This window comes from Microbacterium dauci (assembly GCF_030065535.1).
GTDB classification, from domain to species: Bacteria; Actinomycetota; Actinomycetes; order Actinomycetales; family Microbacteriaceae; genus Microbacterium; species Microbacterium dauci.
On sequence record NZ_JASJND010000002.1, the window covers coordinates 194,513 to 218,944 of the forward strand.

The following is a 24,432-nucleotide window of genomic DNA, read 5'->3' on the forward strand; positions in this document are numbered from 1 at the left end:
GGTCACTCCGCGAGGGCGCGGCCACGACGCTCGACGAGTCCCCACGTGGCTGCGGCCGCGATCACGAAGAACGCACCGAACACCACGAAGACGAGTCCGAGTCCGCCCTGCCCCATGAGCAGGGGCACGCTCGGCGGCGCGAGGATCGAGGCGAGCCGGCCGACGCCCGCCGCCCAGCCGGCACCGGTCGCGCGCAGGGACGTCGGGTAGACCTCGGGGGTGACGGCGTACAGCGCACCCCAGGCGCCGAGGTTGAAGAACGACAGCGCCATGCCGGATGCGAGGATCGCCCACTCCGCAGACGACTGTCCGAACAGCAGGGCAGCGACCGCGGATCCGACGAGGAAGACCGACAGCGTCGCACGACGCCCCCACACCTCGATCAGCCACCCCGCCACGGCGTACCCGGGCAACTGCGCGAGCGTGATGATGAGCGTGAACTCGAAGCTCTTCACAAGCCCGAACCCCTGCGAGAACAGCAGCGTCGGAATCCAGATGAAGGCGCCGTAGTAGGCGAAGTTCACGCAGAACCAGACGACCCAGAGCGCGATCGTCCGCATCCGGAGGGGCGCCGACCAGAGCCCCGCGAGCCGTTCGCGCGCGGTCGGGGCTTCTGCAGTCGCGTACGACGATGCGGCGACCGGCTGCGGACCGGCCTTCACCGGGAACCAGGTCGGCGACGCCTCGAACTCACGCACGACCGCGTCGGCTTCGGAGCTCCGACCGCGCCGCGCGAGCCAGCGGGCAGACTCCGGCAGCCCCCACCGGACCACGAGGGCGTAGACGGCGGGGATCGCACCGATCGCGAGCGCCCAACGCCACCCATCGTCGATGTTGGGGATCACGAGATAGCCGATGAGCGCCGACGCGGTCCATCCGAGCGCCCAGAACGCCTCGAGGATGACGATGACCCGGCCGCGGATGCGCGCGGGCGCGAACTCGCTCACGTAGGTGCTGGCCACCGGGAGCTCCGCGCCGAGCCCGAGGCCCACGATGAACCGCAGGATGATGAGCGCCGCCACTCCCCCGGCCAGCGCACTCGCGCCGGTCGCGACGCCGTACACGAGCAGCGTCAGTGCGAAGACGGACCGTCGCCCGATCCGGTCGGCGAGGAGCCCACCGAGGGTCGCGCCGATCGCCATGCCTGCGAACCCGGCCGATGCGATCCACGACGAGGCATCCGGCGTCAGCCCCCACTCGGCGACCAGCGCGGCGATCACCAAGGAGATGAGGCCCACGTCCATCGCATCGAGGGCCCACCCGACGCCCGATCCGCTCAGGACGCGACCGTGCGCGCGGGTGAACGGGAGGCGGTCGAGGCGGGCCCCGATCGACGTCGTCGACGTTTCGCTCATGCGTGGAATGCTACGAGACCGAGCGGATGCCGCGGCGTCGCGTTCACGCGAGCATGTCCCGGACGAGCGGGATGACCTTCGTGCCGTACAGCTCGATCGAGTGCATCAGACGCTCGTGCGCCAGCGTGCCGGTCGCGTACTTCATGTCGAACCGGCCCACCCCCAACGCCTTCACGGACGCGACGATCTTCTTCGCGACGGTTTCGGGCGATCCGATGTAGATCGACCCCTCGGGACCTGCTTCCTGCTGGAACCGTGCTCGGCTGTACGGCGGCCAGCCACGCTCGCGACCGATCGTGTTGTTGAGCAGCTCGAAGCCGGGGTATGCCTCTTCCCAGGCCTGCTCGTCGGTGTCGGCGACGTGCCCGGGCGAATGCATGCCGATGGGCAGCGCGGGTGCGCCGAGCTCGCCGACGGCACGGTGGTACAGGTCGACGTACGGGCGGAAGCGAGCAGCGGGACCACCGATGATGGCAAGCATGAGCCCGTAGCCATAGCGCGCCGTGCGGATGACCGACTCGGGCGATCCGCCGACACCGACCCACGCGCGGAACCCGTCCGCCGTCTTCGGGAAGACGTCGGCGGCGTTCAATGCCGGACGCATCGTGCCCTGCCAGGTGACCGGCTTCTCGTCGCGGAGCAGCGAGAACAACTCGAGCTTCTCTTCGAACAGCGCCTCGTAGTCCTTCAGGTCGTACCCGAAGAGCGGGAACGATTCGATGAACGACCCGCGTCCCAGGATCACTTCGGCACGCCCATCCGAGATCGCGTCGAGCGTCGCGAACCGCTCGTAGACCCGTACCGGATCGTCACTCGAGAGGACGGTGACCGCGGTACCCAGGCGAATCCGCTCCGTGCGGGCAGCGATCGCGGCGAGCACCATCTCCGGGCTCGACACGGCGAAGTCCGCGCGATGGTGCTCCCCCACGCCGATGAAGTCGACGCCGACCTCGTCGGCGAGCACGCCCTGTGCCACCACGTTGCGGATCGTCTGCGCATCGCTCACCCGTGCACCGGATGCGTCGATGGTGATGTCGCCGAAGGTGTCGAGTCCCAGCTCCAGTGCGGTCATGGTCCGCCCCTTTCATTCATCCGGATACAAGCCGATGGGAGGCTCGGGCATTCCCGAACCTCCCATCGATGCGTCTCAGGCGGTGATCAGCCGTCCGCGAGCGCTGCGCGAAGCGTGTCGAGGCCGACACCACCGAGCCGCAGTGCGCGCATGTGGAACGACTTCACATCGAAGTCGGCACCACCGCGTTGCTGGGCATCGTCGCGGATCTGCTCCCAGATGCGCTGACCCACCTTGTACGACGGGGCCTGACCCGGCCAACCGAGGTAGCGGTTGACCTCGAACTGAATGAACTCGTCCGACATGTTCACGTTGCGACGCATGAACTCGAGCGCGTAGTCGGCATCCCACGTCCCGATGCCGTCGAGGCGCGGCTTGCCGAGGTGGACACCGATGTCGAGCACGACGCGGGCCGCGCGCATGCGCTGCCCGTCGAGCATGCCGAGCTTGTCGGCGGGGTCGTCGAGGTAGCCGAGCTGCTCCATCAGGCGCTCGGCGTAGAGCGCCCACCCCTCCGCGTGGCCGCTCGAGCCTGCGAGTAGTCGACGCCACGAGTTGAGCTCGGTGCGGTTGTAGACGGCCTGGGCGATCTGCAGGTGATGGCCCGGCACGCCCTCGTGGTAGACCGTCGTCAGTTCACGCCAGGTGTCGAACGTGTCGACGCCCTCGGGCACCGACCACCACATGCGACCCGGACGGCTGAAGTCGTCTGTCGGCCCGGTGTAGTAGATCCCACCCTCGTTCGTCGGCGCGATCATGCACTCGAGCGTCCGGATCGGCTCCGGGATGTCGAAGTGGGTCTGCCCGAGTTCGGCGACCGCCTTGTCGCTCGTCTCCTGCATCCAGCGCTGCAGCGCATCGGTACCGTGAAGCTTGCGGGTGGGGTCCTGCTCGAGGAACGCAACGGCCTCTTCGACCGTCGCGCCCGCCTTGATCTGATCGGCGATCGACTCCTGCTCGGCGACCATCCGTGCGAGCTCCTCGACACCCCACTCGTAGGTCTCGTCCAGATCGATCGTCGCGCCGAGGAAGCGGCGCGAGTGCAGGCCGTAGAGCGCGCGTCCGACGGCGTCCACCTCGGATGCCGCCGGGGCGAGCTCGTCCGCGAGGAAGGTCGCGAGACGGTCGTACGCGGCGCGCGCGGCATCCGATCCAGCGGTGAGGTCGCGGGTGAGTGCGTCGGGCAGCGATGCGTCGCCGGCGGTGGCGGAGCCGACGAAGTTCGCGAAGAAGCCGGTGTCGCCGGTGTAGCGCGCGATCTGGCCGACGACCTCGGTCACCTGGCGGCGAGCCGGCACCACGCCCTCAGCGATGCCGACGCGGAGCGTTTCGATGTAGCCCTCGAGCGCCGCGGGGATCGCACCGAGGCGGGCGGAGACGACCGTCCAGTCGTCGACGGTGTCGGTCGGCATGAGGTCGAACACCGAGCGGACGTCCTGCGCAGGCGATGCGATGACATTCACGTCGCGCAGGTGGGACTTCGCCTCGTGCAGTTCGATCTGCAGGCCGAGCTCGGCGGACAGATCCATCTTCGTGACCCGATCCACCTCGTCGACGGGGTCGGCGGCGGTCAGCGCCGCGAGCGTCGAGCGCGCGGCGCTGACCGCCCGCTCACTGCCCTCGGGCGAGAGGTCGTCGAGGCGTCCGTTGTGCTCGAACCGGCCGATGTAGGTGGCGAGGCTCGGCGAGAGTTCGGCGAGCGTGTCGACCCAGGCGTCAGCGATCGTGTCGATCGGCGTGGGGGTACGTTGTGCGTCGGTCATGCTCCGAGCGTACCCACGGCGAGGTCAGTGCGCCGCTTCGTCCCAATCGCCGCCGCGACCGATCTGCACGTCGAGTGGCACCGAGAGGTCGGCCGCATCGCCCATGCGCACACGGACGATCTCGGCGACCTCGTCCCACTCGCCTGTGGCCACCTCGACGACGAGTTCGTCATGGATCTGCAGCAGCACGCGCGAGGACAGACCGCGCGATGCGAGGTCACCGTGGATCTCGAACAGCGCGATCTTCATGATGTCGGCCGCACTGCCCTGGATCGGTGCGTTGAGCGCCGCACGCTCCGCGTTCTCGCGCAGCACGCGGTTCGGGCTCGTGAGGTCGGGGAACGGACGCCGACGACCGAAGATCGTCTCGGTGTAACCGTCGATGCGCGCCTGCTCGACCGACGAACGCAGGTAGTCGCGGACGGCGCCGAACCGCGCGAAGTACTCGAGCATGAGCTGTTTTGCCTCGGACTGCTCGATGCGCAGCTGCTTCGAGAGCCCGAAGGCGCTGAGGCCGTAGACGAGCCCGTACGACATCGCCTTGACCTTCGTGCGCATCGCGGGCGTCACGTCGGCCGGCTCCACACCGAAGACCCGCGCGCCGACGAACCGGTGGAGGTCCTCCCCCGAGTTGAACGCCTCGATGAGCCCGGGATCGCCGGACAGATGCGCCATGATGCGCATCTCGATCTGCGAATAGTCCGCCGTCAGCAGGGTCTCGTACCCCGCGCCGACCTCGAACGCGGCACGAATGCGCCGCGACTCCTCGTTGCGGATCGGGATGTTCTGGAGGTTCGGGTCGGTGCTCGACAGCCGACCGGTCTGGCTCCCCGTCTGCACGTAGGTCGTGTGGATGCGGCCGTCGCCGGCGATCCCGACGGTCAGCGACTCGATGATCTGGCGGAGCTTCGTCGCCTCACGGTGCTGCAGGAGGAGCCCGAGGAACGGGTGCGGGTTCGACTCCTGCAGATCGGCGAGGACTGCGGCATCCGTGGAGTACCCCGTCTTCGTCTTGCGGGTCTTCGGCAGCTCGAGCTGCTCGAAGAGCACTTCCTGCAGCTGCTTCGGCGACCCGAGGTTCACCTCTTTGCCGATGATCGCATACGCCTCCTGAGCGATCGCGTCCGCACGCGCACCGAGCTCGGCCGAGAACCCGCCGAGCTTCTCCTTCGAGACGGCGACGCCCGCGAGTTCCATGTCGGCGAGGGCGTCGAGCGTCGGGAGCTCGATGTCTGTGAGGACGGATGCCACCGACTCGGGCAGCTCCCCGCGCTGCGCCTCAGCCACGCGCAACGAGAACCATGCGAGCTGACCCGGCGTCGCACCCTCGGTCTCGGGGACGAGCTGGGTCGGGTCGGCGACGGGGAGCTTCTCGTCGAGGTAGCGGTCGACGAGGTCGGCCAGCGACTTGTCCGGCAGGCTCGGGCGAAGCAGCCACCCCGCGAGCAGCGGATCGAAGACGAGGCCGCCGAGCCGGATGCCGGCGCGGCGCAGCGCCTTGACCTGCACCTTCGCGTCGGTCACGAGCTTCGGCGCATCGCCCTCGAGCCAGTCACGGAGCGCCGCCGCGAGGTCGTCGCTCCAGTCGGCCTCTCGGACGTCGGTGAGCGTCGCGACGCCGAGACGACCCGGCCGACCGTCGACGACGGTAAGGGTCAGCGCGGTCTCTTCGCTGCGCTGCGCCACCCACGCCGCGAGGTCGGCGGGAGCTGCCTGGACAGGAGTCGGAGCGACGACGTCGGGCTCGACGGGCTCGGGTTCGACGCCGACCGCCTCGAACACGCGCGGCAGGAGGGTCCGGAACTCGAGTCGGGCGAAGATGTCGCGGACCGCCTGCGTGTCGAGCGGGCGCACTGCCAGATCTTCCGGCTCGTACTCGAACTCGACATCGCGCAGCAGCGCGTTCAGCTGACGGTTGCGGCGCACGTCATCGAGGTGCTCACGCAGGTTGCCGCCCACGACGCCCTTGATCTCGTCCGCACGCTCGAGCAGCTCGTCGAGGGTGCCGTACTGCGTCAGCCACTTGACGGCGGTCTTTTCGCCGACCTTCGGCACACCGGGCAGGTTGTCGCTCGTCTCGCCGACGAGGGCGGCGATGTCGGGGTAGTTGTGCGGCGGCAGGCCGTACTTCTCAACGACCGCCTCGGGGGTGTACCGCTTGAGCTGCGAGACGCCCTGCACACTCGGGTACAGCAGTGTCACATCGTCGGTGACGAGCTGGATGGTGTCGCGGTCGCCGGAGCAGACGAGCACCTGGAAGCCGCGGTCGGCACCCTGGGTGGCGAGGGTGGCGAGGATGTCGTCGGCCTCGAAGTCCTCCTTCGTGAGGACCGGGACCCCCATGGCATCGAGGCACTCCTGCAGCAGCGGGATCTGCCCCTTGAACTCGGCCGGCGACTCCGAGCGGTTCGCTTTGTACTCCTCGTACACGCGGGTGCGGAACGACTGCCGGGAGGTGTCGAACGCCACGGCGACGTGGGTCGGCTTCTCGGCTTTGAGCAGGTTCACGAACATCGACAGGAACCCGTAGATGCCGTTGGTATGCTGCCCGTCTTTGGTCGAGAAATTGTCAACCGGAAGGGCGAAGAACGCCCGGTAGGCCAGCGAGTGGCCGTCGACGACGAGAAGGGTAGGCTTTCCGGAGTCGGTCACCCAGCCAGCCTAGTTCGCGCATCGGACACCGACAGCGCAGCGAATCCCTCCCGCATCGAAGCAAGGTGAGCCATGCCCACGGACGTCCCCTCCCCCGACGACGCACTCGCCTGGGCGACCGGCCGCGGCATGGGCGCACTCGCCGAGAAGATGGGCATCGAGTGGCTCGAGTTCACACCGGAACGGGCGATCGCACGGATGCCGGTCGCCGGCAACACGCAGCCGGTGGGACTCCTTCACGGTGGCGCCTACGTCGTGCTCGGCGAGTCGCTCGGCTCGATGCACGCGAACTTCCACGCAGGGCCCGGCCGTCTTGCCGTCGGCATCGACATCAACGCCACACACACCCGATCGGCGACCGAGGGGTACGTCACGGGGACCTGCACCCCGATTCACCTCGGCCGCACCATGACCGTGCACGAGATCGTCGTCACCGACGAGCAGGGTCGTCGCTGCTCGACCGTTCGCATCACGAACCTGGTGCGCGACCTTCCGGCATCCTGACCGAGGCTCAGCGCCGAACGGCGAACTTGAAACCCACGTGCGAGTCGACGAAGCCGAGTCTCGTATAGAACCGATGCGCGTCCGTTCTCGCCGCATCCGACGTCAGCTGCACGAGCGACGCACCGACTGCCGGCGCCGCGACATCGGTTACCCAGCGCAGCATGGCACCTCCGATGCCGCCGGAGCGCTGATCGTTCGCGACGCGGACCGCTTCGACCATCAGGCGGGTGCTCCCCCGGCGAGCCATACCCGGGACGACCGTCAGCTGCATCGTTCCGACGACCGCGTCGCCGAGCGTCGCGACGAGCAGATCGTTGCCGTCATCGTTCAGAATGCGGTGGAGCCCGCGAGCATACAATCCGCGAACATGCACCGACGCGACATCCCCGCGAGTTGCGCTGACGGGATCGTCGGCCAGCAATGCCATGATGGCGTCGAGATCGGCCTCCATCGCTCCGCGCAACTCCATCGGCCCGAGTCTGGTGTCGAGGGCGACCGGGAGATCGAGCTCTTCGAGCACGCGCGGTGTCAGCCCTTCTTGGGCGCGAGCTGCTCGATGATCGCCTTGGCGACGTCTTGCATGGTGAGTCGGCGATCCATCGAGGCCTTCTGGATCCACCGGAAGGCATCGGGCTCGGACAGGCCCATCTTCTCGTTGAGCAGGCCCTTGGCCCGGTCGACGAGCTTGCGGGTTTCGAAGCGCTCGACCATGTCGGCGACCTCGGCTTCGAGCGTGATGATCTGCTCGTAACGGGCGAGCGCGATCTCGATCGCCGGCAGCAGGTCGTTCGGGGTGAAGGGCTTCACGACGTACGCGAGCGCACCGGCCTCACTCGCGCGCTCGACGAGTTCCTTCTGGCTGAAGGCGGTCAGCAGCACGACGGGGGCGACGTGGTTCTTGCTGAGCTTCTCGGCAGCGCTGATGCCGTCGAGGACGGGCATCTTGACGTCCATGATCACGAGGTCGGGACGAAGCTCGGTGGCGAGCTGGACGGCGGTCTCGCCGTCACCCGCCTCACCGACGACGTCGAAGCCGCTGTCGCGCAGGATCTCGACGATGTCGAGTCGGATCAGCGACTCGTCCTCTGCGACGACGACGCGACGCGGGGTGGGGGCGGCCTGGGGTGCCGGGGTGGGTTCCTGCTCAGTCACGTCGTCCATCCTAGGGCAGGCGGTACCGCCTTCCTGCGGTATCGTCGTTGAGGCGTGCGCCGGTGTGGCGGAATGGCAGACGCGACCGACTCAAACTCGGTTGCCCGAAAGGGCGTGTGGGTTCGACTCCCACCACCGGCACGTTTCGGGACTTCCCGCACGCCGAGCGCTCGGCTCGGCGTGCCGGAAGTCTTCCGACGTGGTCAGCCTCCGTGACCGGTGAACGCGTCCATCGACGAGTACACCTTGAACACGCGGCGCGCCAGGGCGTCCCATGGCCTGGTCGGCAGCACGCCGCGCAGCGCCATCGCCAGCTTGACCGTCCACGGGCGCATCACCATCGGCGTCCCGCGCACCATCCCCCGCCACGCCGCCTGCGTCGCCTGGCGTGGCGTCAGGATGGGCGTCAGCAGAGGACCGCGTGCACCGGCGAACATGCCGGTCGAAACATAGCTCGGGCAGAAGGTCGTGACCGCGATGTGCCGGTGCCCGTGCGCCTCCAGCTCGAGGCGCACCGATTCGCTCCAGCCGATCAGCGCCCACTTCGAGCCGGCGTAGACGCTCATCCTCGGATTGGCGAGCGTCCCGGCGGCGGACGCGATATTGAGGATGCGCGCCGGTCGCGTGGCATCCGCGATCATCTCGGGCAGGAACTCCCGCGTGAGCCACATCGCGGCAAGCGTGTTCACCCGCATCGTCGCCTCGATGTCCCGCTCAGGGTCGTGCTCCCAGAACGGCGCGCCCCGGACGATGCCTGCGTTGTTGATGAGGACGTCGACACCGCCCAAGTCGACCCGGACCTCGGTGGCGGCACGGGCGATGTCCTCACGGTCCGAGATGTCGACGCGGTACGCCCGCACGTCGACCCCCGAGCGCGACAGGTCAGCGGCGAGGGCGGCGGCATCCGTGATGTCCCACAGCGCGACCGCTCTCGCGCCGGCTGCGACTGCGCGTCGGGCATACAGCTCCCCCATCCCTCGTGCTGCTCCGGTGATGAGGACCCGGGCGTCCCGGATCGGATCGGGTGCGTTCATGGCGCTCTCCTCGCTTCCTGCCGACGATACCGGGTCCCGCACACAGCGGAACGGCGCCCCAGTCGGGACGCCGTTCCGTCGTTCGAGGTGTGGACTCAGGTGGTGCGCTTGTTGCGCCCCGTGATGAACCCGTAGATCAGCAGGACGATGAGCGAGCCGCCGATCGCGAGCAACCAGGTCTGGATGCTGAAGAACTCCTCGAGCTTCGCATTGAACAGGACACCGCCGAGCCAGCCTCCGAGGAGCGCGCCGACCACACCGAGGATCAGTGTGACGAACCAGCCGCCGCCCTGCTTGCCGGGGAGGATCAGCTTGGCGATGGCGCCTGCGATCAGTCCCAGAATGAGGAAAGCGATGAAACCCATGCGGTCCTCCTGTACGTGATGATCACACGACGGTAGTCCGCTCGTCAGCCTCGATCAGAGGATCTTCCCTCCAGCCACCGAACATGGTAGAGGCGGGCTCCCGCGTGGGGATGCCCGCCTCAGACACGCTCCGGCCTTACTGCTCGGCCTTGTAGATCGGCGCCTTGCCGTGGACGGCGTCGCCGATCTTGTGAATACGGATGTCGTTGGTCGACCCTTCGATTCCGGGAGGGGATCCGGAGATCACGACGACCTTGTCGCCAACCTCGGCCAGCCCCGCGCCGAGGAAGAAGTCGTCCACCTGGCGGAACATCAGGTCGGTGTGCTCGACGGGCTCGACGAGCGCCGACTGGATGCCCCAGGTCAGTGCCATCCGGCGACGGATCGCCGGGTCGGTCGCGAAGGCGATCATGGGGATCTCGGAGCGCAGTCGCGACATGCGACGGGCGGTGTCCCCCGACTCGGTGAACATCGCGACGTACTTCGCCTCGACGAACTCGGCCACCTCGCGCGCGGCGAGGGTGATGGCGCCTCCCTGCGTGCGGGGCTTCGTCGTGAGCGGCGCGATGCGCTCGAGGCCGTGAGTCTCCGTCGAGTCGATGATGCGAGCCATCGTCTCCACGACGCCGACCGGGTGCTTGCCCACGCTGGTCTCGCCGGAAAGCATCACGGCATCCGCTCCATCGAGCACGGCGTTGGCGACGTCGCTGGTCTCGGCGCGCGTCGGCACGGGGTTGTCGATCATCGTCTCGAGCATCTGCGTCGCGACGATGACGGGCTTCGCCATTCGGCGGCACAGCTCCACGGCGCGCTTCTGGACGATCGGCACCGCTTCGAGGGGAAGCTCGACGCCGAGGTCGCCACGGGCGACCATGATGCCGTCGAAGGCGTCGATGATCTCCTCGAGATTTTCGACCGCCTGCGGCTTCTCGATCTTGGCGATGACGGGGACCTTGCGTCCCTCTTCGGCCATGATCTCGTGCACGCGCGTGACGTCGGCGGCATCCCGCACGAACGACAGCGCGATGATGTCGGCACCCGCACGGAGCCCCCAGCGGAGGTCGGCTTCGTCCTTATCGGACAGCGCCGGCACGTTGACCGCGACACCCGGCAGGTTGATGCCCTTGTTGTTCGAGACGGGGCCTGCGACGACGACCTCGGTCGTGACGACCGGGCCCTCGACGCCGGTCACCTGGACGCGGACCTTGCCGTCGTCGATCAGGAGGAAGTCACCCGGCTTCACATCTGCGGGCAGACCCTTGAAGGTCGTCGAGACGATCTCCTTGGTGCCCTGGATGTCTTCGGTCGTGATCTTGAAGACGTCGCCCACGGCGAGCTCGTGGGGACCCTCGGCGAAGCGGCCGAGCCGGATCTTGGGGCCCTGCAGGTCGACGAGCACAGCGACGGCGCGACCTGCGTCATCTGCTGCCTTGCGGACGTTCGCGAGGCGAGCGTCGTGATCGGCGTAGTCGCCGTGGCTGAGGTTGAATCGGGTCACGTCGACACCGGCGTCGATGATCGCGCGGACCATCTCATAGCTCTCGGTGGCGGGGCCCAGCGTGGCGACGATCTTCGCGCGTCTCACAGAAATTGCTCCGTTGGGTTCTTTTGAGGGGGGCTGTGTACGGTCTCAGCCTAGGCGTGCTGCAGACCGATCGCGACGTCGGTCGGGCGGACCGGCGACGGAAGGTTGGTCGATCCCATGAGGTACTCGTCGACGGCAGCAGCCGTCGCACGTCCCTCTGCGATCGCCCAGACGATGAGCGACTGTCCGCGGCCGGCGTCACCGGCGACGAACACGCCCGACGAAGTCGACTGCCAGTCGTCTGCACGCTCGACGTTGCCGCGCGAGGTGAAGACCGTGCCGAGCTGCGACTCGAGCGCGCCGCGTTCGGGGCCGGTGAAGCCCATCGCGATGAGGACGAGGTCGGCGGGGATCTCTCGCTCGGTGCCGCTCTTGGGCACGCGGCGTCCGTCGACGAACTCGGTCTCGGCGACGCGGAGCGCACGGACCTCGCCCGCCTCGTTGCCGAGGAACTCGACGGTGGATGCCAGGAAGCTCCGCTCGCCGCCCTCTTCGTGCGCGGACTGCACCTCGAAGATCGTCGGCGACATCGGCCACGGCTGGTGGTCGGGACGCCCGGCGGGCGGCTGCGCGCCGATGGCGAGGTTGGTCACGCTCAGCGCGCCCTGACGGTGCGCGGTGCCGATGCAGTCGGCGCCCGTATCACCACCACCGATGACCACCACGTGCTTGCCCTCGGCGTGGATCTGCTGCGGCATCTGGTCGCCGGCGACGGCCTTGTTGGACTCGACGAGGTACTCCATCGCGAAGTGCACGCCGTCGAGGTCGCGGCCGGGGATGGCGAGCTCACGCGGGACGGTCGAACCGGTCGCGATCACGACGGCGTCGTAGCGCGCCCGGAGGTCGCTCCACGACAGGTCCTTGCCGATCTCGACGCCCGCGCGGAAGCGGGTGCCCTCGTCACGCATCTGCCGCAGGCGCGACTCGAGGTGGCGCTTCTCCATCTTGAAGTCGGGGATGCCGTAGCGCAGCAGACCGCCGATCCGGTCGTCGCGCTCGTAGACCGCGACGGTGTGCCCGGCGCGCGTCAACTGCTGCGCGGCGGCGAGACCGGCAGGACCCGAACCGACGACCGCGACGGTCTTGCCGGTGAGCCGGCCCGGAGGCTCCGCCTCGACCCAGCCGCTCGCGAACGCCTCGTCGATCGTGGAGACCTCGATCTGCTTGATCGTGACGGCGGGCTGGTTGATGCCCAGCACGCAGGAGCTCTCGCACGGTGCCGGGCAGAGTCGGCCGGTGAACTCGGGGAAGTTGTTCGTCGCGTGGAGGCGCTCGATCGCCGCGCGGCCCTCGCCGCGCCACGTCAGGTCGTTCCACTCCGGAATGAGGTTGCCGAGCGGGCACCCCTGGTGGCAGAACGGGATGCCGCAGTCCATGCACCGGCCGGCCTGGCGACGGAGCACGGCCTGATCACCTGCTTCGTACACCTCCTTCCAGTCCATGATGCGAACGGGAACAGGCCGGCGCGGCGGGAGCTCGCGCTCGGTGACTTTGAGGAAGCCCTTCGGGTCAGCCACCGGTCACCTCCATGATGCGGGTCCAGACGACGTCGCCGTCGGGGTCGAGCCCCTCGGCGACCGCGTCCTGACGGGTCTTGAGAACAGCGGCGTAGTCGCGCGGGAGGACCCGCGTGAAGTTCGCCGCCTCGGTGTCGAGGTTCGCGAGGAGCCCCTCGGCGAGGTCGGAGCCGGTCTCGGCCACGTGACGCTCGAGCAGGTCGCGCAGAATCTCGACGTCACCCGAACCGAGCGCCTCGAGCTCGAGCTCGCCACTGGCGATGGCCTCACGGTTGATGAGCCCACGATCGAGCTTGTAGATGTACGCGCTGCCGCCCGACATCCCCGCGCCCAGGTTCCGGCCGGTCGTGCCGAGGATCACCGCGAGGCCGCCGGTCATGTACTCGAGTGCGTGGTCGCCCACGCCTTCGACGACGGCCGTTGCCCCGGAGTTGCGGACGAGGAACCGCTCCCCCACGACCCCCCGCAGGAACATCGAGCCCTGCGTCGCCCCGTACCCGATGACGTTGCCGGCGATGACGTTCTGCGACGCGTCGAACTCTGCGGCCCGCGGCGGGCGGACGACGATCTCGCCGCCAGAAAGCCCCTTGCCGACGTAGTCGTTCGAGTCGCCCTCGAGCCGCAGCGTGATGCCCGACGGCAGGAACGCACCGAAGGACTGCCCGGCCGAACCGGTGAGGTTCACCTCGATCGTGCCGGCCGGCAGGCCGTTCACGCCGTGGGCACGGGTGACGTGGTGTCCCAGCATCGTGCCGACGGCGCGTTCGGTGTTGCGGATCGGCAGATCGATGGCGATGTGACCACCGTGCGCGACGACGTCGCGCGCCTGCTCGAGCAGGCCGACGTCGAAGTGCTGCTCCAACTCGTGCTCCTGATCGCGCACGTGACGGCGCGGCGCGGCATCCGTGAAGACAGGGCCCTCGAGGATCGGCGACAGGTCGAGCCCGTGTGCCTTCCAGTGGTCCACGGCGGGCTGCACGTCGAGCACATCGGTGCGCCCGACGGCCTCGTCGATCGAGCGGAAGCCGAGCTCGGCGAGGTATTCGCGCACCTCCTGCGCGATGAACTCCATGAAATTCACGACGTGGTCGGCCTTGCCGGTGAAGCGCTTGCGCAGCTCCGGGTTCTGCGTCGCTACGCCCACGGGGCAGGTGTCGAGGTGGCAGACGCGCATCATGATGCAGCCCTCGACGACGAGCGCACTCGTCGCGAAGCCGAATTCCTCGGCGCCCAGCAGCGCCGCGATGACGACGTCACGACCGGTCTTCAGCTGGCCGTCGGCCTGCACGACGACGCGGCCGCGCATGTCGTTGATCATCAGCGTCTGCTGGGTCTCGGCGAGGCCGAGCTCCCAGGGCGTGCCCGCGTGCTTCAGCGAGTTCATCGGGCTCGCACCGGTGCCGCCGTCGTGGCCCGAGACCAGGATGACGTCCGCGAGGGCCTTGGCGGTGCCCGCCGCGACCGCGCCGATGCCCGACTGACTCACGAGCTTGACGTGCACGCGAGCCGACGGGTTCGCGCGCTTCAGGTCGAAGATCAGCTGCTTGAGGTCTTCGATCGAGTAGATGTCGTGGTGCGGCGGCGGCGAGATGAGACCGACGCCCGGGGTGCCACCGCGGGTGCGGGCGATCCACGGGTAGACCTTGCCCGGGGGCAGCTGGCCACCCTCGCCGGGCTTGGCGCCCTGGGCGAGCTTGATCTGAATGTCGTCCGCGTGCGTCAGGTACATGCTGGTGACGCCGAATCGACCGGATGCCACCTGCTTGATGGAGCTCCGACGTTCGGGGTCGAGCAGCCGGTCGACGTCCTCGCCGCCTTCACCGGTGTTCGACTTCGCGCCGAGGCGGTTCATCGCGATGGCGAGCGTCTCGTGCGCCTCCTGCGAAATGGAGCCGTAGCTCATCGCGCCGGTGGAGAACCGCTTCACGATCGACGAGACCGGCTCGACCTCGTCGATCGGCACGGCGGGGCGGACGCCGGACTTCAACCGGAACAGTCCGCGGAGCGTCTTGAGCTCCTCGGCCTGACCGTCGACCATCCCCGTGTACTCGCGGAAGATGTCGTAGCGGCGGGTGCGCGTCGCGTGCTGCAGACGGAACACCGTGTCGGGGTTGAAGAGGTGCGGAGCACCGTCGCGACGCCACTGGTATTCGCCGCCGGTCCAGAGGCGCTCGTGCGCGCGCACGGCCTGGTCCTCGGGGTACGCGTACTCGTGACGGGCGATGTTCTCGCGCGCGATCTCGGCGACGCCGATGCCCCCGAGCTTCGTCTCGGTGCCGGTGAAGTAGGTGTCGATGAACTCCTGCGAGAGGCCGACCGCCTCGAACACCTGGGCGCCGGCGTACGACGAGACCGTCGAGATGCCCATCTTCGACATGATCTTCAGCACGCCCTTGCCGAGCGCGTAGATCAGGTTCTTGACGGCCTTCTCCTGCGAGATACCGGTGATGTAGCCCGCACGCACGAGGTACTCGACCGTCTCCATCGCCAGGTACGGGTTGACCGCCGAGGCGCCGTAGCCGATGAGGGTCGCCACGTGGTGCACCTCGCGGACGTCGCCCGCCTCGACCACGAGCCCAACCTTCATGCGGTTCTCGTTGCGGATGAGGTGGTGGTGCACCGCCGAGAGCGTCAGCAGCGACGGGATCGGGACGAGGTCCTTCGTGGAGTCACGGTCGCTGAGGATGATGAACTCGACGCCGTCGGCGATCGCAGCATCCACTTCGGCGTTGATCTCGTCGAGGCGACGGCGCAACGAGTCGGCGCCCGCGTCGGCGCGGTACAGGCCGCGGATCGTGATGGACCGGCGACCCGGGAGCGCGCGGTCGATGTTCTGCAGCTTCGCGAGCTCGTCGTTGTCGATCACCGGGAAGTCGAGCGTGATGACCCGCGTGTGGTCGGCGCCGGCCTCGAGCAGGTTGCGCTCCGGGCCCAGGCCCAGGCCGAGCGAGGTGACGACCTCTTCGCGGATCGAGTCGAGCGGCGGGTTCGTCACCTGCGCGAACTGCTGCACGAAGTAGTCGAACAGCAGGCGCGGGCGCTCGCTGAGCACCGCGATCGGGGTGTCGGACCCCATCGCGCCGAGCGGCTCGGCACCCGTCTGACCCATCGGGGTCAGCAGGATGCGCACCTCTTCTTCGGTGTAACCGAAAGTGCGCTGACGCCGCGTGATCGATGCGATGGGGTGCACGATGTGCTCGCGCTCGGGCAGATCCTTCAACCGGACACGACCCTCGTCGAGCCACTCCTGCCACGGCGAGAGCGCGGCGAGGTCGCGCTTGATCTCGTCATCCTCGACGATGCGCCCCTGGGCGGTGTCGACGAGGAACATGCGGCCGGGCCGCAGGCGACCGCGGCGCTTGATGCGTGCCGGCTCGAAGTCGAGCACACCCGTCTCACTGCCGATGACGACGATGCCGTCGGTGGTCTCGGTCCAACGACCGGGGCGGAGGCCGTTGCGGTCGAGCGTAGCGCCGACGAGCGAGCCGTCGGTGAAGATGAGCGCAGCGGGACCGTCCCACGGCTCCATCTGCATCGAGTGGTACTCGTAGAACGCACGGACGTCGGCCGGGATGTCGGCCTGCTTCTCGTACGCCTCGGGCACCATCATCATGATCGCGTGCGGCAGGCTGCGGCCGGTGAGCGTGAGCAGCTCGAGCACCTCGTCGAACGACGCCGAGTCGCTCTGCCCGTCGGTGCAGATCGGCAGCAGCGGACGGATGTCGCCGATCAGCTCCGACTCGAGCTGCGACTGCCGCGCGCGCATCCAGTTGCGGTTGCCGTTGACGGTGTTGATCTCGCCGTTGTGGGCGAGCATGCGCAGCGGCTGCGCGAGCGGCCACGACGGGAAGGTGTTGGTCGAGTACCGCGAGTGCACGACGGCGAGCTCCGAGACGAAGCGCTCGTCCTGGAGGTCAGGGTAGAACGGCTCGAGCTGGAGTGTCGTGACCATGCCCTTGTACCCGAGGGTGCGGCTGGACAGCGACACGAAGTACGCGTCGAGCTCGTGCTGCGCGCGCTTGCGGAGTCGGTAGGTGCGGCGGTCGAGTTCGATGCCCGACAGTGCGGGCGCGTCGCCGACTGCAGGACGCGAGATGAAGATCTGCTCGAACGCAGGACGCGCCTCGAAGGCGAGCTTGCCGAGGTGTTCGTCGGCCGTGGGAACCTCGCGCCACCCGAGGACGGTGAGTCCTTCGGATGCCGCGACCTCGCCGATCGCGCGCTTCTGGGCATCGCGGGCCTCGCGGTCGAGGGGAAGGAACGCGAGGCCGACGGCGTACTCGCCGGCCGCAGGCAGCTCGAAGTCGACAACCGCGCGCAGGAACGCGTCGGGCATCTGCGTCAGAATGCCGGCGCCATCACCGGTGCCCGCGTCGGAGCCGATGGCGCCGCGGTGCTCGAGGTTGCGGAGTGCGGTCAGCGCGAGGTCGACGATGTCGTGACCGGGCGTGCCGCGAAGCGTCGCGACCATCGCCAGACCACACGCGTCCTTCTCGAACGCGGGGTTGTACATTCCCTGCTTCTGCGGGAAGGCACCACCGATCGACGCGGGCGTCGCGGTGGTTTCGTGACGGGAGCTCGAGGGCATACGAACCGTCCTCACATGGGTGCTCAACCTGGGACGACGTCGGCCCTGCGGTGTTATCGGGTGGTGACTGAGCTTGTGGCCTGGTCGGAGGATGCTTCGGACGTGGGGGGTGCGCTCACGTCGACGAAAGCATCGGCTTCCCCTGAGTGTACCGCGCCCGGAGCCGTCCATTCGCGCCCACGCTGGTAGGGCGACGGCTCGGCGCCAAAGTGTCGGCGACCCTGCACGAAGAAGATGGCGAGTCCGACGATCACGCCGAACACGGCGGCCCACACGTTGGTGCGCAGGCCGAAGAAGACCTCGCTCGGGTCGATGCGGATCGATTCCCAGACGATTCGGCCGGCGCTGTACCACGCGAGGTAGAGCCCGAACAGGCGTCCCCACTGCAGCGAGAAGCGTCGGCCGGCCCAGACGAGGACGCAGACGCCCATGACGTTCCAGATGACTTCGTAGAGGAACGTGGGGTGGAACAGCGTGCCCTCGGCGAGCCCGGCCGGCCACGCCGCGTTCGGGTAGTCGATCTCCAGGCCCCACGGCAGGTCGGTGGGGAGACCGTACAGCTCCTGATTGAACCAGTTGCCGAAGCGACCGAGAGCCTGCGCGAGCAGCAGCCCGGGCGCGAGTGCGTCGGCGAAGGACCAGAATCGGATGCCGGTCCACTTGCAGCCGAGCCAGGCGCCAATCGCGCCGCCGATGAGGGCGCCGAAGATCGCGATGCCGCCTTCCCAGATGCGGAAGATCGCCCAGAAGTCCTTGTCCTCGCCGAAGTAGAACCCGGGGTGGGTGACGACGTGGAAGATGCGCGCGCCGATGATGGCGAGCGGCACCGCGATGAGCGCGATGTCGATGACGACCCACGGCTCCGCGCCGCGCGCGGTGAGGCGGCGGTTGGTCCACAGCGTCGCGACGACGATGCCCAGCAGGATGCACAGGGCGTAGAAGTGGATCGTCAGCGGGCCGAGCGTGATGAAACTGACATCGGGGCTCGGAATGCTGGCCAGGACGGGCAGTGCGGCGGAAGTCACGTCCGGAAGTCTACTTCGCCGCGGGGGCGGTACCTGCGGCGAGGGCTTCGGCCGTCTCGGTCAGCCCGGCGATTCCGCCGTCGCGGAGCGCGCGCACGAGCGCGGTGCCGACGATCGCGCCGTCCGCGTAGTCCAGAACCCCGGCGACCTGCTCGGGTGTCGAGATGCCGATGCCGACGCACGCGTGCTCCACGCCGTGGGCGCGGAGGCGCGCGACGAGGCCCCTTGCGGCGGCATCCAACTCGGCCCGCTCCCCCGTGATGCCCATGGTCGACACGGTGTAGACGAATCCGGTGGAGGCCTCGGCGATCATCGCGAGGCGCTCGTCGGTCGACGTGGGGGCCGCGAGGAAGACCCGGTCGAGACCGGTTCGCTCGGATGCCGCAATCCAGTCGGCCGCGGCGTCCGGTGTGATGTCCGGCGTGATGAGCCCTGCGCCGCCCGCGGCGAGCAGGTCGTCGGCGAAGCGGTCGACGCCGTACTGCATGACGGGGTTCCAGTAGGTCATCACCAGCACCGGCACATCGACACGCGCCGTGATGGCGCGGAGTGCCGTAAAGGTGTCACCGAGGCGGAAGCCCGCCGCCAGTGCCGCCTGCGTCGCCTCCTGGATGACGAGACCGTCCATCACCGGGTCGGAGTAAGGCGGGCCGAGCTCGAGGATGTCCGCGCCGGCCTCTGCGAGTGCGACAGCGGCCTCGACACTGGCATCCAGGTCGGGATACCCGATCGGGAGGTACCCGACGAACGCGCCGCGTCCCTCGGCCTTCGCGGCGCTGATCGCCGCCGCCACACGCGAGCTCACAGCTCGACTCCTTCGCCGCTGCCGGGCTCCGGGTCGACCGGGACGTCGACGGGCTCCGCGCCCTCGTCGTAGAGGCCGAACCAGCGCGCCGCGGTGTCCATGTCCTTGTCGCCTCGGCCCGAGAGGCTGACGGCGATGACTGCGTCGGGTCCGAGCTCCCGTCCGAGGCGGAGTGCACCGGCGAGGGCGTGCGCCGACTCGATCGCCGGGATGATGCCCTCGGTGCGGCTCAGCAGGCGCAGCGCGTCCATGGCCTCGGCATCCGTCGCGGGGATGTACTCGGCACGGCCGATGTCGGCGAGCCACGAGTGCTCGGGGCCGACGCCCGGGTAGTCGAGGCCTGCCGAGATCGAGTGCGACTCGATCGTCTGGCCGTCTTGGTCCTGCAGGACATAGGTCTTAGCACCGTGGAGTACGCCGGGGCGGCCTCGCTCGATGGAGGCCGCGTGCTTGGGCGTGTCGACGCCGTCACCGGCCGCTTCGACGCCGTAGAGCTTCACCCCCTCGTCGTCGAGGAATGCGTCGAACATGCCGATCGCGTTCGATCCCCCGCCGACACAGGCAACGACCGCGTCGGGAAGTCGGCCGATCTCGTCGAGCAGCTGCTGCCGGGCCTCTTCGGAGATGACCTTCTGGAAATCACGCACCATCGCAGGGAACGGGTGCGGACCCGCTGCGGTGCCGAAGATGTAGTTGGTGGTCTCGACCGACGCCACCCAGTCGCGGTACGCCTCGTTGATGGCGTCCTTCAGGGTGCGCGAGCCGGTCGTGACCGGGACGACCTCGGCACCCAAGAGCCGCATCCGCGCGACGTTGAGGGCCTGCCGCTCGGTGTCGACCTCGCCCATGTAGATCGTGCAGTCGAAGCCGAACAACGCGGCGGCGGTGGCCGTCGCGACGCCGTGCTGGCCGGCACCGGTCTCGGCGATCACGCGCGTCTTGCCGAGACGCTTGGTGAGCAGCGCCTGGCCGATCACGTTGTTGATTTTGTGCGACCCGGTGTGGTTCAGATCCTCGCGCTTGAGGAAGACCCGTGCACCGCCGGCATGCTCGGCGAACCGCGCGACCTCGGTGAGCGCGGAGGGACGCCCCGCGTACACGTTGAGCAGGCGATGGAACTCCGCACCGAAGGCGGGATCCGCCTTGGCCGCCTCGTACTCGGCGGTCAGTTCATCGATCGCGGCGATGAGCGATTCGGGCATGAAGCGCCCGCCGTATTCGCCGTAGAAGGGACCGGATGCCGCACGAAGGCTCATGCGCCCGCCTCCAGGAAGGTCGTGAGGGTGGCGACGGGGTCGCCGGTGACCAGCGCCTCGCCGATGAGGACCACGTCGGCACCCGCAGAGCGGTAGTGCGTGACGTCGGCAGGGGTGAGGACTGCGGATTCGGCCACCTTCACGGCATCCGAGGGAAACGAGTCGGACAGCCGGCCGAACAGGTCGCGGTCGAGCTCGAAGGTGGAGAGGTTCCGCGCGTTGACACCGATGAGCTTCGCGCCGATATCGGCGGCACGTTCGAGCTCTTCAGCCGAGTGGGTCTCGACGAGCGGCGTCATCCCGAGTTCGAGGATCAGTGCATGCAGCCCGGCCAGCAGCGGCTGGTCGAGCGCGGCGACGATGAGCAGCGCGAGATCGGCGCCCGCAGCGCGGGCTTCGAGCACCTGGTACGGCGTCGCGATGAAGTCCTTGCGGAGCACGGGCACCGACACGGCCGCACGGACCGCCTCGAGGTCGGCGAGCGAGCCCTTGAACTTGCGCCCCTCGGTGAGCACCGAGATCGCGGACGCGCCGCCTTGCTCGTACTTCGACGCCTGCAGCGCCGGGTCGGGGATGGCGGCGAGGTCACCGCGCGACGGGCTCGCACGCTTCACCTCGGCGATGATCTTGACGCGGTTAGCGGGCGCGAGCGCCGCGAGCGCATCGATCGCAGGACGTGCGGCGAGAGCCTCACGCTCGAGCACGTCGAACGGCTTCGACCGACGACGCGCCTCGGCGTCCTCCACCGCGCCGGCCGTGAGGTCGGCGAGCACGTCAGTGCTGCTTTGCCGTGGTCTTCGAGCCGCCGACGCCGTAGCCCGCCTTCGTCATCACGAGACCGACGATGCCGGCGATGACGAGGAGGACGACCGAGAGCCAGACCAGCAGCGGCATCTCGAGGAAGAAGAAGAGGGTGCCGAACGAGATCGCCACCAGTGCGATGACGACGGTGGTCCACGCCGCCGGGGAGTGTCCGTGGCCGGGATCGCCGATGTCGTTGCTCATAGTGCTCCTTGGATGCGAAACGTCGTGTCGACTCGTCCGCCGGGTGACGGATCGGGCCGCGGTGCCAGTCTAGCGGGGCGGTGATGGCGTCCCGCGCTCAGCGGGTCGGGTCCTCGCCGCGCGAAAGGTCGTCCCACGAATCGATCGCCGCGTATAGGCCGACTCGAGTTGTCGCGGTCATTCTTGAAAGACCGTCTCGCGGAGTTCCGCGCCAAGATGCCGCAGTTGTTGATCGGTGTAGCCCTCGTGAATCTCGATGCCATCAGCGAAGAAGGAGCCCAGCCCCAGCACCCGCGGCATCTCAAGTAGCCAACCGGTGTCGCACACGGAATCCCCGCGTCCACAGAGCTGGACGCTGCGATCTATGAGAGCAGATGGATAACTAAAGTCGTCCATCTGAACATCTGGAACAGTTGGGAACGTGCCGAGCGCGGAAGCCTGAATCCAGTCCATGTAGCTCGTGCCGACGTAGCCGAGCAAAGTGGCTCCGATTCCATCCCCATCCGGCGAGACACCCGTGTCGGTGATCGCAATCTCGTCTGACCGTAACGGATCGGCGAGTAGGGCGACACCGGCGATGTGGTCCATTAGGGAGGACTGCGCCGCCCCGAGATACTGCACAGCAGAGTGGACCGCCCACGCTCCTTGGGAGTAGCCCGCAAGGACGATCTTCTGCCCGGATTTCCCGCATTGATCAACCGCCTTCTGTATCTGAGAGATAAGACGGACGGACCCGTCCCATGCCCCAGGCACATAGTTGGAAACATCGGCCATGTGCTGCCACGGATTGCGGCCAGACGTGCCGAATAATGGAACAGCGTTCGCTTCGTAATCTAGGCCCATCACTTTGTACGTGAGATCTTCAGGAGTGCCATCGTTCAAATATCGTTGCTTGAAGCCCGCGTAGATGGTTCTCACCATTGATCCCAATAGGTCAGCGTTTCCTGCCTCCCCTCTCTGCCCAGATCCCATCACGCCAATGAACAAGACGTCTCTGCAGGCTCCAGAGTCCGTGACGGATGTCGGCGTAGGAGCTGAGAGCAGGGGTTGGGGTACTGAAGCACCGGCCCACGGGAATACGGCGACGGGGCCAACTACCGATGGGTTCTCATCGACCGATGGCCCGAGATCCGCCCCCCACTGCGTGTCGCGTGCGTCAAAGTGGCGCGTCGCTCGAATCCCAACGTCGCAAGCACTCAATGTGCCGTGAAAGTAGCTCGCGGAATCAGCTCCGCGCGCGTCTATACAAGTGTCGCCCGAGAGTTCGATACTCGAGCTATTCAGCTTGATCGTTGAGATCTCCTGCGTCGAGAGAGCCGTGGCGGCGTACCTGACGAGAAGTCCCGTGCCGGTTAGCGAACCACCATCGCCGACGGTGATGCCTTGCCACCAGCTGTCGGAGGCAGTCGTGTCGTCGCCGTCGCCGTTGGTGTCACCACCAGCCCCGTCGTCGCTCAACGACGTAAACACCACAGGACTCGCCGCCGACCCATTCGCAACCAACGAACCAGCCACATAAAGTCCCGCGTGATGGAACTTCATGATTGCGCCAGCAGGTGCGGTCATGGTCACACCCGCAGCGACAGTGAGTCCGCCCTTGTAGTTATCGTCGTAGTACTCATAACTGTCGATGATGACGATTCGTGGGCCCGTGATCGGTACGGTCCAATTCTCAACGAGCGTTCCTGCATAACAAACCGTGTTGACTTTGTTCCCCGTAATTGTGTTCCCGCTGAGGTTCGACGGGCGGAGCTTCACATCTTCAACGGTCAGCGCACACTGACCCTGATGGCCACTGATCTTGTTGCCGGTGACTACGACCGCGGGAGCAGAAGCGTTTGCATTGTTCGAGATGACGCTGATCGCACCATCCTGAACCGTGTTGCCCTTCACAGTCACCGCGACCGCACTCGTCGATCCGGCCTCGCGCGTCACGGTAATCGAACCGCCACGGACTGTTGTTTGCGTGATAGACACCGGCCGCACTGCCGGCGCAGTGATCGCGCCCTCGATGATGGATGACGAAATCGTCCCCGCACCATTGATGCGACTCGACACGCGCGCGTGCGAAAGAACCAGATCGCCACCATCAGCAACATCGATGCCTTCCCACCAGCTGTCGGAGGCAGTCGTGTCGTCGCCGTCGCCGTTGGTGTCACCACCAGCCGCGTCGTCGGTCAACGACGTAAACACCACAGGACTCGCCGCCGACCCATTCGCAACCAACGAACCAGCCACATAAAGTCCCGCGTGCTCCGAGAACTTGACCACCGCACCAGACGGAATGGTCAGCGTCACGCCTGTGGAGATGGAAACCGTGTGTCTCGCTACGTAAACCACCTCAGTGGATGTCAATAGCGTCCTATTCTCAACGATCGCCCGAGGCAACTCGACCACACGCGCCGACCTAGCGACCGTCTTCGCCGCACTCGTCTTCGACGTCGTGACGTAACCAGACTTCTTCCCGGTCACCACCACCGTGATCGACTGCCCAGCATCCGCATCCACAAGCTTGTACGTGCTACCCGTCGCACCACTGATCGACGCAGACCCACGCTTCCACTGATACGACAACGACGCAGCCGGCGACCACGACCCCGCACCCGCCGTCAGCGTCTGCCCCACCGCCGCGGACCCCGAAATCGTCGGAACCGGCGCCGACTTGAACGCCAGCAACGCGACCGTCTTCGCCGCACTCGTCTTCGACGTCGTGACGTAACCAGACTTCTTCCCGGTCACCACCACCGTGATCGA

Annotated in this window: 18 protein-coding genes and 1 tRNA gene; 2 read left to right on the plus strand and 17 right to left on the minus strand. The window is 67.6% G+C overall.

Annotation, left to right across the window (positions count from 1 at the left end; translation table 11 throughout):
* Positions 1-2: 2 nt before the first annotated feature.
* The 4 genes from QNI14_RS04515 to polA all read right to left on the minus strand — a co-directional run bounded on the left by QNI14_RS04515 (position 3) and on the right by polA (position 6,842).
* Positions 3-1,355, minus strand: a complete 1,353-nt coding sequence (locus tag QNI14_RS04515; protein ID WP_283715147.1) for an MFS transporter — start codon at positions 1,353-1,355, stop codon at positions 3-5.
* A gap of 43 nt (positions 1,356-1,398) precedes the next feature.
* Positions 1,399-2,427 carry an LLM class flavin-dependent oxidoreductase gene (locus QNI14_RS04520; protein ID WP_283715149.1) on the minus strand — a complete coding sequence of 343 codons (1,029 nt, stop codon included), beginning with the start codon at positions 2,425-2,427 and terminating at the stop codon, positions 1,399-1,401.
* 86 nt (positions 2,428-2,513) lie between these two features.
* Complete coding sequence (locus QNI14_RS04525) at positions 2,514-4,190, minus strand: DUF885 domain-containing protein (RefSeq protein ID WP_283715150.1); 1,677 nt, start codon at positions 4,188-4,190, stop codon at positions 2,514-2,516.
* A gap of 24 nt (positions 4,191-4,214) precedes the next feature.
* Positions 4,215-6,842 (minus strand): DNA polymerase I, encoded by a 2,628-nt coding sequence (gene polA, locus QNI14_RS04530; protein WP_283715151.1) that lies wholly within the window; start codon positions 6,840-6,842, stop codon positions 4,215-4,217.
* Positions 6,843-6,914: 72 nt separating this feature from the next.
* On the opposite strand from polA, the gene QNI14_RS04535 reads away from it, so the two are divergent.
* Positions 6,915-7,346 (plus strand): hotdog fold thioesterase, encoded by a 432-nt coding sequence (locus QNI14_RS04535; RefSeq protein WP_283715152.1) that lies wholly within the window; start codon positions 6,915-6,917, stop codon positions 7,344-7,346.
* 7 nt (positions 7,347-7,353) lie between these two features.
* On the opposite strand, the gene QNI14_RS04540 is transcribed toward QNI14_RS04535, so the two are convergent.
* Entirely contained in the window at positions 7,354-7,866 is a 513-nt protein-coding gene (locus QNI14_RS04540) for a GNAT family N-acetyltransferase (protein WP_283715154.1), read from the minus strand.
* Between the two features lie 8 nt (positions 7,867-7,874).
* Positions 7,875-8,507: an ANTAR domain-containing response regulator gene (locus tag QNI14_RS04545; RefSeq protein WP_184217623.1), complete on the minus strand. Its 633-nt coding sequence runs from the start codon at positions 8,505-8,507 to the stop codon at positions 7,875-7,877.
* A 49-nt stretch (positions 8,508-8,556) separates the two neighbouring features.
* Here QNI14_RS04545 and QNI14_RS04550 point away from each other — a divergent pair.
* Positions 8,557-8,639 (plus strand) — tRNA-Leu (locus QNI14_RS04550).
* Between the two features lie 62 nt (positions 8,640-8,701).
* Here QNI14_RS04550 and QNI14_RS04555 read toward each other — a convergent pair.
* From QNI14_RS04555 to QNI14_RS04605, 11 genes are all read right to left on the minus strand, one after another.
* Positions 8,702-9,532, minus strand: coding sequence for an SDR family NAD(P)-dependent oxidoreductase (locus tag QNI14_RS04555; RefSeq protein WP_283715156.1), 831 nt, complete (start codon positions 9,530-9,532; stop codon positions 8,702-8,704).
* Positions 9,533-9,627: 95 nt separating this feature from the next.
* Complete coding sequence (locus tag QNI14_RS04560; protein WP_283715158.1) at positions 9,628-9,897, minus strand: GlsB/YeaQ/YmgE family stress response membrane protein; 270 nt, start codon at positions 9,895-9,897, stop codon at positions 9,628-9,630.
* A gap of 136 nt (positions 9,898-10,033) precedes the next feature.
* Positions 10,034-11,482: a pyruvate kinase gene (gene pyk / locus QNI14_RS04565; RefSeq protein ID WP_283715159.1), complete on the minus strand. Its 1,449-nt coding sequence runs from the start codon at positions 11,480-11,482 to the stop codon at positions 10,034-10,036.
* 50 nt (positions 11,483-11,532) lie between these two features.
* A complete protein-coding gene (locus tag QNI14_RS04570) occupies positions 11,533-12,999 on the minus strand; it encodes a glutamate synthase subunit beta (protein ID WP_283715161.1) in 1,467 nt (488 codons plus the stop codon).
* A complete protein-coding gene (gene gltB / locus QNI14_RS04575; protein WP_283715162.1) occupies positions 12,992-17,587 on the minus strand; it encodes a glutamate synthase large subunit in 4,596 nt (1,531 codons plus the stop codon). The genes QNI14_RS04570 and gltB overlap by 8 nt, the downstream gene beginning before the upstream one ends.
* Before the next feature lie 53 nt (positions 17,588-17,640).
* The gene (gene lgt, locus QNI14_RS04580) at positions 17,641-18,612 is read right to left on the minus strand and encodes a prolipoprotein diacylglyceryl transferase (protein WP_283715164.1); all 972 of its coding nucleotides are present in this window, start codon (positions 18,610-18,612) and stop codon (positions 17,641-17,643) included.
* Between the two features lie 10 nt (positions 18,613-18,622).
* Positions 18,623-19,417 (minus strand): tryptophan synthase subunit alpha, encoded by a 795-nt coding sequence (gene trpA, locus QNI14_RS04585; RefSeq protein ID WP_283715166.1) that lies wholly within the window; start codon positions 19,415-19,417, stop codon positions 18,623-18,625.
* Complete coding sequence (gene trpB / locus QNI14_RS04590) at positions 19,414-20,673, minus strand: tryptophan synthase subunit beta (RefSeq protein ID WP_283715168.1); 1,260 nt, start codon at positions 20,671-20,673, stop codon at positions 19,414-19,416. The genes trpA and trpB overlap by 4 nt, the downstream gene beginning before the upstream one ends.
* Positions 20,670-21,446, minus strand: coding sequence for an indole-3-glycerol phosphate synthase TrpC (gene trpC / locus QNI14_RS04595; protein ID WP_283715170.1), 777 nt, complete (start codon positions 21,444-21,446; stop codon positions 20,670-20,672). Before trpC ends, trpB begins: the two co-directional genes overlap by 4 nt.
* A gap of 1 nt (position 21,447) precedes the next feature.
* Positions 21,448-21,678 (minus strand): DUF6704 family protein, encoded by a 231-nt coding sequence (locus tag QNI14_RS04600; RefSeq protein ID WP_283715171.1) that lies wholly within the window; start codon positions 21,676-21,678, stop codon positions 21,448-21,450.
* A 177-nt stretch (positions 21,679-21,855) separates the two neighbouring features.
* Positions 21,856-24,432: cutinase family protein (locus QNI14_RS04605; RefSeq protein WP_283715173.1), on the minus strand; the 2,577-nt coding region annotated here is incomplete at its 5' end.

Bases quoted from the DNA above. Each gene is read 5' to 3' on its own strand.
- QNI14_RS04545 (WP_184217623.1), bottom strand. From the start codon at position 8,507: ATGGACGACGTGACTGAGCAGGAACCCACCCCGGCACCCCAGGCCGCC.
- gltB (WP_283715162.1), bottom strand. From the start codon at position 17,587: ATGCCCTCGAGCTCCCGTCACGAAACCACCGCGACGCCCGCGTCGATC.
- QNI14_RS04560 (WP_283715158.1), bottom strand. From the start codon at position 9,897: ATGGGTTTCATCGCTTTCCTCATTCTGGGACTGATCGCAGGCGCCATC.
- QNI14_RS04520 (WP_283715149.1), bottom strand. From the start codon at position 2,427: ATGACCGCACTGGAGCTGGGACTCGACACCTTCGGCGACATCACCATC.
- QNI14_RS04555 (WP_283715156.1), bottom strand. From the start codon at position 9,532: ATGAACGCACCCGATCCGATCCGGGACGCCCGGGTCCTCATCACCGGA.
- QNI14_RS04535 (WP_283715152.1), top strand. From the start codon at position 6,915: ATGCCCACGGACGTCCCCTCCCCCGACGACGCACTCGCCTGGGCGACC.
- QNI14_RS04600 (WP_283715171.1), bottom strand. From the start codon at position 21,678: ATGAGCAACGACATCGGCGATCCCGGCCACGGACACTCCCCGGCGGCG.
- QNI14_RS04515 (WP_283715147.1), bottom strand. From the start codon at position 1,355: ATGAGCGAAACGTCGACGACGTCGATCGGGGCCCGCCTCGACCGCCTC.
- trpB (WP_283715168.1), bottom strand. From the start codon at position 20,673: ATGAGCCTTCGTGCGGCATCCGGTCCCTTCTACGGCGAATACGGCGGG.
- QNI14_RS04525 (WP_283715150.1), bottom strand. From the start codon at position 4,190: ATGACCGACGCACAACGTACCCCCACGCCGATCGACACGATCGCTGAC.